The organism is Streptomyces sp. NWU339, from assembly GCF_003143855.1.
Classification (GTDB): Bacteria; Actinomycetota; Actinomycetes; order Streptomycetales; family Streptomycetaceae; genus Streptomyces.
Genome location: NZ_QFRK01000019.1, coordinates 96,270 through 106,760, shown reverse-complemented (window position 1 = coordinate 106,760; position 10,491 = coordinate 96,270). Strand labels below are relative to the sequence as shown.

Annotated in this window: 11 protein-coding genes; 6 read left to right on the top strand and 5 right to left on the bottom strand. The window is 70.4% G+C overall.

Translation table 11 applies throughout. From position 1 onward, the window contains the following. Window positions 1–347: cytidine deaminase (locus DIZ27_RS22680; protein ID WP_109380277.1), on the top strand; the 347-nt coding region annotated here is incomplete at its 5' end. Between the two features lie 43 nt (window positions 348–390). Here DIZ27_RS22680 and DIZ27_RS22675 read toward each other — a convergent pair. The 3 genes from DIZ27_RS22675 to DIZ27_RS22665 all read right to left on the bottom strand — a co-directional run bounded on the left by DIZ27_RS22675 (window position 391) and on the right by DIZ27_RS22665 (window position 2,665). Beyond that, window positions 391–1,008, bottom strand: coding sequence for a DUF1707 domain-containing protein (locus DIZ27_RS22675; RefSeq protein ID WP_109380276.1), 618 nt, complete (start codon window positions 1,006–1,008; stop codon window positions 391–393). A 96-nt stretch (window positions 1,009–1,104) separates the two neighbouring features. Beyond that, the gene (locus DIZ27_RS45855) at window positions 1,105–1,344 is read right to left on the bottom strand and encodes a hypothetical protein (protein ID WP_181383644.1); all 240 of its coding nucleotides are present in this window, start codon (window positions 1,342–1,344) and stop codon (window positions 1,105–1,107) included. Window positions 1,345–1,414: 70 nt separating this feature from the next. Then, window positions 1,415–2,665 carry an amidohydrolase family protein gene (locus tag DIZ27_RS22665; RefSeq protein WP_109380275.1) on the bottom strand — a complete coding sequence of 417 codons (1,251 nt, stop codon included), beginning with the start codon at window positions 2,663–2,665 and terminating at the stop codon, window positions 1,415–1,417. A 248-nt stretch (window positions 2,666–2,913) separates the two neighbouring features. Between DIZ27_RS22665 and DIZ27_RS47290 the strand changes: the two genes are divergently transcribed. The 3 genes from DIZ27_RS47290 (at window position 2,914) to DIZ27_RS22645 (ending at window position 6,867) form a co-directional block, all read left to right on the top strand. After that, window positions 2,914–3,003: a TRIC cation channel family protein gene (locus tag DIZ27_RS47290; protein WP_258308507.1), complete on the top strand. Its 90-nt coding sequence runs from the start codon at window positions 2,914–2,916 to the stop codon at window positions 3,001–3,003. A gap of 479 nt (window positions 3,004–3,482) precedes the next feature. Then, window positions 3,483–6,008, top strand: a complete 2,526-nt coding sequence (locus DIZ27_RS22650; RefSeq protein ID WP_109380273.1) for a discoidin domain-containing protein — start codon at window positions 3,483–3,485, stop codon at window positions 6,006–6,008. 319 nt (window positions 6,009–6,327) lie between these two features. After that, the gene (locus DIZ27_RS22645; RefSeq protein ID WP_109380272.1) at window positions 6,328–6,867 is read left to right on the top strand and encodes a hypothetical protein; all 540 of its coding nucleotides are present in this window, start codon (window positions 6,328–6,330) and stop codon (window positions 6,865–6,867) included. Window positions 6,868–6,883: 16 nt separating this feature from the next. Here DIZ27_RS22645 and DIZ27_RS22640 read toward each other — a convergent pair whose 3' ends face one another. Both DIZ27_RS22640 and DIZ27_RS22635 read right to left on the bottom strand, forming a co-directional pair. Beyond that, entirely contained in the window at window positions 6,884–7,876 is a 993-nt protein-coding gene (locus DIZ27_RS22640) for an ATP-binding protein (RefSeq protein ID WP_109380271.1), read from the bottom strand. A gap of 118 nt (window positions 7,877–7,994) precedes the next feature. Continuing rightward, window positions 7,995–8,759, bottom strand: a complete 765-nt coding sequence (locus tag DIZ27_RS22635) for a CDP-alcohol phosphatidyltransferase family protein (RefSeq protein WP_109380270.1) — start codon at window positions 8,757–8,759, stop codon at window positions 7,995–7,997. A 108-nt stretch (window positions 8,760–8,867) separates the two neighbouring features. Between DIZ27_RS22635 and DIZ27_RS22630 the strand changes: the two genes are divergently transcribed. Together DIZ27_RS22630 and DIZ27_RS22625 are read left to right on the top strand one after the other, a co-directional pair. Then, a complete protein-coding gene (locus DIZ27_RS22630) occupies window positions 8,868–9,851 on the top strand; it encodes a zinc-binding alcohol dehydrogenase (RefSeq protein WP_109380269.1) in 984 nt (327 codons plus the stop codon). 226 nt (window positions 9,852–10,077) lie between these two features. Beyond that, window positions 10,078–10,476, top strand: coding sequence for a 6-carboxytetrahydropterin synthase (locus DIZ27_RS22625; protein WP_109380268.1), 399 nt, complete (start codon window positions 10,078–10,080; stop codon window positions 10,474–10,476). The last annotated feature ends 15 nt before the right edge of the window (window positions 10,477–10,491 follow it).

Sequence of the window (10,491 nt, the reverse complement as noted above, 5' to 3'; positions counted from 1 at the left end):
TGGCAGCCGCACCCCGCGCCCGGGACGGCCGGCTCGTCACCGCGGGGAACGCCTACCACCTCACCGGAGGACCCTGCGCCGAGTTGGTCCTCATCGGCGCGGCAGCCGCCCAGGGCGCCTACGAGCTGGACACCATCGTCGCCGTGGGCGCCCGCGACCGGGGGGTTGTCCCCCCGTGTGGCCGGTGCCGCCAGGTCCTTCTCGACTACTTCCCTGCCCTGAAGGTCATCGTCGGCGAGGGCGACCGCATCCGAACCGTCCTGATCACCGACTTGCTGCCCGAAAGCTACGTCTGGGCCGACCACCAGCTCGACGTTGAGAAAACCGCGCCACTCAGCACGAGCTGACACCGTCAGCCGACAACAGGGCGAACGTTGCTTGATGCAGCACCTAGTCCGGCGTCGGATTGCTGTGCAGCTTGCGCCGTTCCCAGAGGTTGGGGTGGCGGATGACCACTCCCGCCATGCCGCCGGACCCGGTGAGCCGGATCAGCGGAGTTCCCGGAAGCCGGTCGGGAGTGGTCTTGTCCCTCAGGCCGCCGATGCCGGGATCCATGCCGCTGGTGTCTGCGGCCCAGCCCTCGGGGATGACGATCGTGACACCGGCTGTCTCCCCGTACGCCTCCACCGCGACCTCCGTGAGGCGGCACTCGACCCGGGTGAAGTCGACCTTCACACCCCCCAAGCCTCCGTGAGCGATCACGCGCCCGGGAACCTCCCAGCGCCCGGGGCCTCGAGACGCGCCGTACATGCCGCCCTTGAGCACCAGCGGCGGCAGGTTCTCAGCGGAATTCATCCTCGGCAAGTCGGCGGTCAGGACGGCCAACTCGGCGTAAGTCTTGGACTTCAGCGCCTGCTCCAGGCGCGAATCCAGCTCATCGAGGTCGATTCGCCCCTCGGCTGCCGCATCGCGCAGCTGCTCCACCACTGCTTCCCGGTCGTCGTGAGAGGCGCGGAGCTCTCCCGGTGGAGCAGGGCGCGGAGAGGGCTTCGGAGGCTGAGCAGTCATGGCCACAAGGATAAGCAGCCGTCGGACTGAGCGGCATGGCCGGTACCTGTGGGTGAGTTGGGTTCCAGGCCGCTGCGGGCCGCGCGCTCGGCGGGGTCATTTCGCTGAAGGGCGGATCACGCTCACGGACGCCCACACGGTCTTGCCGGGCCCGGAGCGGCGGTCGGTGACCTCCAGGCGCAGCCGCCCGCGGTCCGCCTCGGCGGTCAGCCGGACGTGGAAGTCCCGGTCGGGGACGCGCCCGTGCCGGACGGCGGCGGCACGCTGATCATGAGCCGGCCCGCAGGGCGGCAGGACACCACACGAGCCCGTGCCGACCGGCACCCTGGACGCCACGGCTGCAGACCGAGCGCCTGCGGTCGATTCGACAAGTCAGACACTCCCCGCCCTCCCGGGTTCTGGCGCCTCATGCCGGGACGGCCCCGCGGTGGAGAGTGCCGTCGTGCATGACGAAGTCGACGCCGGTGGTGGCGTTGATGTCGTCGAAGGGGTTGCCGGGCAGGGCGATCAGGTCTGCGGTGGCGCCGGACCGGATGCGGCCCAGGTCGGGCCGTTGCAGCAGGTCGGCGGCGGTACTGGTGGCGGCGCGCAGCACCCGTAGCGGGGTGATGCCACTCTCCACCATGGCGGGGAACTCGTTCCCGTTCCGGCGGTGGGGGAACATGCCGGCGTCGGTGCCGAAGGCGATGCGCACGTCGCTGGCGGCGACGTTGCGGGCGCTGTCACGGAGTTGGTCGGCGTAGCGGTGGAACTTCTCCCGCTCGGCGGGGGCCTTGCCCTGCCAGTAGTCATCGTCGCCGAGGTGATCGAGCGCGTCGACGACCATGAACTGGGTGGGGACGAGGAACACCCCTTGCTGCTGCATGAGGGACAGTGTCTCGGCCGAGGCGAGGTTGCCGTGCTCGATGGACCGCACCCCGGCCCGTACGGCGCGGGCGACGCCCTCGTCGCCGTAGGCGTGCGGGGTGCACGGCACGCCCAGGTCGGCGGCGGTGGCCACCAGCGAGTCCATCTCGGCCTGGGAGTAGGTGGCCTGCCCGGGATCGTCGGTGGGGGTGCCGAACCCGCCGGTGGCACCGAACTTGATCCAGTCCGCGCCGGCGCGGATCTCCTCGCGCACGGCTCGGGTGACGGCGGCGGGCCCATCGGCGAGTACACCGATCTCGCGGCCGTACTCGGGGGCGAGCAGCGTGGAGAGGTCCCCGTGTGCGCCGCGGGCCGAGATCAGGTGCGGGGCCACGAGCATGCGCGGTCCGGTGACCAGGCCCTGGGCGAGGGCATCGCGCAGGTAGAGCGTGATCGGTTGGTCGGCGAAGGTGGCCAGGTCACGCACCGTGGTGAACCCGCGGTCAAGCAGATCGCGCAGCACCGGCAGGGCTCGTAGGGCGATGACCGTGGCCGGGTCGGCGGCGAACGCGGTGAGCAGGGCGGAAGGGTCCATCGTGGTGTGGATGTGGCAGTCGATGAAGCCGGGGAGCAGCATGCGCTCACCGAGCTCGACCACCTGTCCCGCGCCTCGCTCCACATGGTCGCCGACCTCGGTGATACGCCCGCCGCGGACCGCGATCTCGGTGTGGCCGGACGGTGTCTCGGCCAGCCCGTCCCAGCTCCGCTCAGCTACCAGTACGACGGTTTCGCACGAGGTGGTAGCGGTCATGACCCCTCCATGGCATGCGCGCCGATGCGTATCCCCGATCACTTCCTGATTGTGACACTTTGCTTTTACCTGTGCCGGAAATGCGATTCTGTGGTGATCCCGGCGTGTATGCAGGCCGGGATTGGCTTCCGAACTGCCGCCGTTGGCCGCCCTCGACCTGAACGGCGCCTTCGCCTTCGGACTCAACGGAGCGCCGACGGCCGTGCGCACCGCACGGCTGGATGTGGTCGGCGTGGGTCGCTCTCGGCATGACCACCGCACTCGGTGACGGGGTCATCCGCGACGTCCTCATCGACTCGCTGCCACCCGCCACCTTCCAGGACTGGCGCTACCGGTGAACGAGGTCGGCAACACATGGACCTATGTGACGGTCCGTGCCACCGGGGCCCAGGGCTGGGTGTACGACGGAAACCTCACGAACGGCGGCGGTTTCGTCCCGTGCTGAGCCGGCGCCAGGTCCGCCGAGTGAGGCGACAAGGGAAACGGGGTGGACCGCCGGAGTCGTCCGGCGGTCCACCCCCGTCGGCGAAGCGAGGTCCGCCGCGCCGAGGGCCGCGACTTGCCCGGCGGGCCCCTGTTCGGCCGGCACCGTGTCGAGGGCGTACTGCAGCAGCCCGGTGCCCAAGCCGTGGGGTTGCCCGGTGAGGGCACCGGCCGGGTACCGGCCAGTTTTTTCCAACGTTGCACATACTCTTCAGCCGGGACCCCGACCCATGGCACTCTGAGTCGAGAACCTCTGGCGGACAACGCTGTCAGGAACGGTCCGTCAGACGCTCGGGCAGCCCTGTCGACTCGTTCTCGCAGAAGGAGCACTCGCATGGCCCTCGATCGTCGGCGGCTTCTCCACAGCGGCGCAGCGGCCCTGGGCGCGGTGGCCTTGAGCGGTGCGGTGCCGCCCGGCGCGGCCGCACGCGTGAGTGCACCGGGCAGCTCCCCGGGCAGTGCACCGGGCGGCCCTCCGGGCGAGGCGCCCGCAGTTGGCGAGCGGTCGGTCGCGTCCCCGTCGTATCCGGCGGTGGGCCCCGGAACAGCCTTCCTGGACCACCGCTCACTGCTGGGAGACCTGCCGGAGGTCGAGTGGTACGAGGCGAACATCCCCTTCGTCGACCTGCCCGACGCCGCCATCCGGGACACCTACTACTACCGGTGGCGCGTGATCAAGCATGCCCTGAAGTACACCGGGCCCCGGGAAAGCTGGATCCTCTCGGAGTTCCTGGGTCCGGTCGGCTACTCCGCGCCGCACGGCGGGATCAACGCCGCCGCCGCTCACCACATCCGCGAGGCGCGCTGGCTGCGCGACCACCGCTACCTCGACGACTACATCGGCTACTGGCTGCGCGGCAGCGGCTCAGGACCCAAACCGGCCACGGACTTCCTCAACAAGAACACCACCGACTGGGCGCACCAGTACTCCTTCTGGATCGCGGACGCCGTCGTGGCCCGGGCGTCGACCGACGGCAGATGGGAGCACGCCCTGGGTCTGCTCGACGAGCTGGAGCGCCAGTGGAGGCGATGGGCTCCGCAGTTCGACGACGAAGTCGGCCTCTACTGGCAGACACCGGTGTGGGACGCGATGGAGTACACCGCGAGCTCCTACCAGAGCGACGACCCCTACCACGGTGGTGAGGGGTTCCGCCCCACTCTCAACGCCTACCAGTACGGCGACGCCAAGGCGATAGCCGCGCTCCTGCGACGCCGCGGCCACCGGGGCGACGAGGCGAAGGCCGACCGCTACGACGAGCGGGCCCGTGCCCTGCAGGTGCAGCAGGAGCGCCTGCTGTGGGACGAGGAGGACCAGTTCTACAAGCACGTCATGCGTGACGGGAACCCCGAGCGGCGCAGGATCGCCGACCGCGAGCAGATCGGCTTCCTGCCGTGGTACTTCCACATGGCGCCGGCGGGCAACGCTGCGGCATGGGCCCAACTGCGCGATCCCGAGGGGTTCTCCGCGCCCTTCGGTCCCACCACGGTCGAGCGGCGCAGCCCGTGGTTCATGTACCAGGCACTCGAAGGCTGCTGTCGCTGGAACGGTCCGAGCTGGCCGTTCGCCACCAGCCAGACGCTCACCGCCCTGGCCAACCTCCTCATCGACTACCCCGCCCAGCCCCACGTCGACCGCGCCGACTACTACGCCGTGCTCCGCGCCTACGCCCTGACCCATCGCAAGGACGGCAAGCCGTATGTCGCCGAGGCGCACCACCCCGACGAGGACCGCTGGATCTACGACGGCCGCGGGCACAGTGAGGACTACAACCACTCCACCTTCAACGACCTGGTCCTGTCGGGGCTGCTCGGGATCCGCTCCCGGCCCGACGCCACCGTCGCCCTGGCGCCACTGGTACCGCGCGCATGGGATCACTTCGCCGTGGAGAACCTCCCCTACCACGGCCACAACCTCAGCGTGCTCTTCGACCGCAGCGGCCGGCACTACGGACACGGAGCCGGCCTGAGCGTCTGGCTGGACGGCCGGCGCATCCACCGGCAGGCCGACCTGGAGCCGGTGACGCTCCCCATCGGCAGGACCAGGCAGCACACCCTGCCCCGCGAGGTCGACGACCTGGCAAACGTCGAGCAGAAGGGCTACCCCCTCGCGCGGGCCTCGTACACGTTTCCCCTCGACAGCCCGGCCAAGGCCATCGACGGACAGGACCTCCACCTGGACACGCCGTCGTCGCGGTGGACCAACTACGGCAGCCCCCACGCCGGCGACTGGCTCGCCGTGGACTTCGGCGTCCCCACCCCCGTGTCGGACCTGCGCATCTCCTTCTACGACGACGGCGGCGGAGTCCGCACCCCCGACTCCTACGAACTCCACCACCTCGGCCGGGACGGCGGATGGCATCCCCTGCCCGGCCAGCACCGCACCCCGCGAACCCCCCGGCCGGGGACCCTCAACCGCATCCTCCTGGAGAGGGCCGTCACCACCACCGCCCTCAGACTCATCGCCACACGCACCTCGGGCGGCGCGGTGGGAGTCGCCGCCTGGCAGTCATGGCGGACGGAAGATCCCCGGCTCACCCTCACCATCGAGACACCACCGAACGGCCTCGTCCCCGTGGAGCCGGGCAGGACCGTGAAGGTCACCACCACCGTCACGGCGACGACCAGCGCAGTCGTCAGCCCCCAACTGCTCGTCCCCGACACCTGGAAAGCCCTTCCCCAGCGCACGATCCACCCCACCACCCTCCGGGCGGGAAAGACGCTGCACACACGCTGGCTGGTGACGGCTCCCGCCGACCTGCCCCACCGCCTGCCGCAGCCCCTGCGCCTGCTGGTCCGGTCCCGGGGCGGGAAGGCGGAGCAGTTCGCCACCAGCGTCGTCGCCCAAGCACAGGCCGACTGACGCAACCACCACAGCACTGTCGCCGTACGGCACAGCACACACAGCCTTCCGACGTCACTCGGCGGGGAACGATCACCTTCAGCGCGGGAAGCGGGCTTCGTGCGGCATGCGAATCGACTGGCCGGAGCCTTTCGTCGGTGCCTCTGGAACGCGTCGTCCCACCCGTGTGCGAAGGGCCCGTCGCCCTGCCGTCAGCTCGTACCTCGTGCTCACGCGATCGGGTGATGCTGCCGAGGACGGGCACGGGTGGCGACCGCGGTCCGTTTGATCCCGTGACGAGGGCTTCTCGTCGTTCTCATCGCAGACCACGGGGGTACACATGGGTCTCCACTTTCATCGCCACCCTGACGGCACGACCACCGGGCGCAACGACGCCAGTGGGTTCACCGTGACGCATGCCGACGAGGAGGAGGTGAAGAGGCTGTTGTACGAGGACGCGGGGTGGCAGTACACGCCGCCACCGCCGCCGGTTCCGGCGGGGTTCCATCGGTTCTCCCTGGTGCACGAGGAGTTCGGTGTGGCCGGGTTCGGGGACGAGCGGTATGCGAGGCTGCGGGAGCGGCCGCCGGACGGCTGTGTGCCGGTGGACTGGGGGTGTTTTGCGCTGGAGTGCGAGCGGCCGGGGAAGACGCTGCTGGACGCGGTCGCCGGGACCGTCGCCCAAGTCCGGCGCGAGCACGGGCTGGTGCTGAACAGTCTGGGTGTCGAGAAGCCGCAGGAGTGGCTCGGTGACGACAGGGACGGGTGTGCGGCGGTGATCGCCGCACACCTGTTGCTGATGGGCACCCACCGTGCCCGGCTGCTCGGGTACGGGCGCAAGGACCTGGTCCGGCTGCTCGATTCGACCGGCATCGAGTAGCCGGGCAGGGCCAGGGTCAGGGCAGGAGGGCTTCGGGGCCGGGGACGAAGTCCGGGTCCACCTGGGCCGACAGGTCCTCGCCGGTGCGGGCGTCGGCCCAGGAGCGGGCGTTGCGGAGGTGGAACTCCACGGCGTGGCGGTGGAGGCGGTCCCAGTCGCGGGGGTGGGAGTCCACGGCCTCGCGCATGACCGTCAGGGCGTGGCGGTTGTGGGGTTCCAGCGTGCTCAGGGGGTCCGAGGCGTCCGCGGAGTCGGGACCGGCCGGTGCTGCCCTGCCCTGTTCCGCCGCCCGTACCCAGTCGGAGTGCACGAGGTGGGTCAGGAGGTCGTCGCCCACCTGGTTCTTGAGGAAGAGGAGGTCGTCCTCGCAGGTCACCTTGTTGCCGATGACCGCGATGCGGATGCCGAACTCGCGGGCGTGGTCCCGGTACTGGCGGTAGACGGAGACGCCCTTGCGGGTGGGTTCGGCGACCAGGAAGGTGAGGTCGAAGCGGGTGAACAGGCCGGAGGCGAAGGCGTCGGCGCCCGCGGTCATGTCGACCACCACGTATTCGCCGGGGCCGTCGACCAGGTGGCCCAGGTACAGCTCCACCGCGCCCAGCTTGGAGTGGTAGCAGGCCACCCCCAGGTCACTGTCGTCGAACTGACCCGTCGCCATCAGCGGGACGCCGCCGGCCCGGACGACGTGCCGCGTGTGCAGTTCGTCGTCGCCCAGCAGACGCAGGAGGCGTGAGCCGCGGCCGGGCGGGGTCGTCTTGATCATTGATTCGGTGGAGGTGATGCGGGGATTGGTGCCGCGCAGGTAGGCCTTGACGTCGTGCAGGCGCGGGCCCAGGGGAGGGGGCGTCGTCGGGGTGTCCTCGGCGGGGGCGAGGGCCTCGGCCAGGTGCTGGTTGATGTCGCCGTCGATAGCGAGGACCGGGGCGCCGGTGCTCGCCAAGTGACGGGAGAAGAGGGCGGACATCGTCGTCTTGCCGCTGCCGCCCTTGCCGACGAACGCGATCCTCATCGGCACTCCACCGTCTTGAAAACGAATGTCATGTCGGTAGATTTAGAGGGGGGCTGGGATGGTGTCAAACACTTCGGGGCGTGTCGGCGCCACTTCATGCTTACGGGTCGAGGGGGTATCAGCCCGCGACGAGTTCGCGCACCGGCTGTTCGGTGCGGGAGGCGGGCCGCAGCCGGGAGGTGTGCCACAGCCACAGGACGTCGCGGCCGAACGACCACAGCAGCAGGCCCAGGGCCAGCGCCACCACCCCGACGTTGACCGGGTGCGGCAGCAGGTCCGCGCCCGCCACCAGCAGGAGGACGCCCTGCAGCGCGGCCACCGTCTTGCGGGCCGTGCTCGGCGGGAGGGCGGCGTTCAGCCATGGCCACACCCGGGCCGCGGCGACGAAGACGTACCGCATACCGCCGATCAGCAGCACCCAGGGGCCCATCGCCATCGACACGTACACGCTGAGCACCAGGATGAGGAACGCGTCGACCTCCATGTCGAAACGGGCGCCCAGCGCGGTCGACGTGCCGGTCCTGCGCGCCACCTTGCCGTCCACCCCGTCGAGGACGAGGGCCACGGCGGTCAGTCCGACGAGGAGTGAGACGGGCGGAGTGTCCTGGAAGGAGTCGGCGACCAGCGCGGTCACCCCGCCCACCAGGATCGCCCGGCCGAGCGTGACCCGGTTGGCCGGGCCGAACGAGCGCAGGCGGGACCGGTGCAGGGCCCGGGAGAGCACCGCCCAGGTGGCGATCGTGAACGCGAGGCCGGTCAGCCAGCCCGCCGGGCCCATGCCGATCGCCGTACCGAGAAGCGCCAGCAGCAGGACCTGTATGCCCGCCCCCACGGCGGTCTCCTGCTGTACGAGCCTCGCGTCGTAACTGTTGTTCAGGGCCACCGAACACCCTCCGGCCGTGTGACAGAGTCGATCAACGCCGCTACCTTGTGCGCGGCCTGTGCACCACTCGGTACGGGTGCGACTCGCCGTTCGTTCAGGAGGAATTCGATGAACCGCACCGCTCATGCGTTCTGGCTCGACTCGCCCGGGCGGGGTGAGATCCGCGAGATCGCCCTGCCCGCCCCCGGTGAGGACGAGGTGCTGGTGCGCTCGCTGTACTCCGGGGTGAGCCGCGGTACGGAGACCCTCGTCTTCCGCGGCGGGGTGCCCGAGAGCCAGTACACGGCGATGCGCGCGCCGTTCCAGGAGGGCGACTTCCCGGGGCCGGTGAAGTACGGCTACCTCAACGTGGGCGTGGTGGAGGAGGGGCCTGCGGCACTCGTCGGGCGCACGGTCTTCTGCCTCTACCCGCACCAGACCCGTTACGTCGTCCCGGCGAGCGCCGTGACACCCGTGCCCGACGACGTGCCCGCCGGCCGGGCCGTGCTGGCCGGCACCGTGGAGACCGCCGTCAACGCCCTGTGGGACGCGGCGCCGTTGATCGGCGACCGGATCGCCGTCGTCGGCGGCGGCATGGTCGGCAGCTCGGTGGCCGCGCTGCTGGCCCGTTTCCCCGGCGTACGCGTCCAGCTCGTCGACGCCGACCCCGTGCGCGCCGAGACCGCCGAGGCCCTCGGCGTCGGATTCGCGCTGCCCGGGGACGCCCTGGGCGACTGCGACCTGGTCGTGCACGCCAGCGCCACCGAGCAGGGGCTCACCCGGGCGCTCGAACTGCTCGGCGCCGAGGGCACGGTGATCGAACTGAGCTGGTACGGCGACCGGAAGGTGAGCCTCCCGCTGGGCGAGGCCTTCCACTCCCGGCGGCTCGTCATCCGCAGCAGCCAGGTCGGCACGGTCTCCCCGGCCCGCCCCGGCCGCAGTTACGCCGACCGGCTCGCCCTCGCCCTCGACCTGCTGGCCGACCCCGCGCTCGACGCGCTGATCACCGGCGAGTCCGCGTTCGAGGAGCTGCCCGGCGTCATGCCCCGCCTCGCCTCCGGCGAGATCCCGGCCCTGTGTCACCTCGTCCGCTACGGCCGGACCACGCCCTGATCGGAGGGCCACCGCCTGACGCGCAAATAGATCGGTTCCAAGGTCACCAAGGGCCCGGCGCCTTCGATTTGCCCGCCCCACGGCGGGCGGCGAAGCCGCCCTGGATCGCTGACCTGAGAAAAGACGGACCGGGGGCTGAACGCCGAACGGCGGACGGCCGTACTACACGGCATCCCCGGCGGCGATCGGCCGGGGGGCAGACGCGCCGCACCTGGAGGGTCGTCCGTTGTTCAGCATCACCGTCCGCGATCACATCATGATCGCCCACAGCTTCCATGGCGAGGTCTTCGGACCGGCCCAGCGCCTGCACGGGGCCACGTTCCTCGTGGACGCCACATTCCGGCGCGAACAGTTGGACGAGGACAACATCGTCGTCGACATCGGCCTCGCGACGCAGGAACTCGGGGCCGTCGTCGGCGAGCTGAACTACCGCAACCTCGACAACGAACCCGACTTCGCGGGGATCAACACCTCCACGGAGTTCCTGGCCAAGATCATCGCCGACCGGCTTGCCGAGCGCATCCACAAGGGCGCGCTGGGTGAGAACGCCAAGGGCATCGCGGGACTCACGATCACCCTGCACGAATCGCACATAGCCTGGGCGAGTTACGAGCGTGAGCTGTGAACGACGCCACCGCCA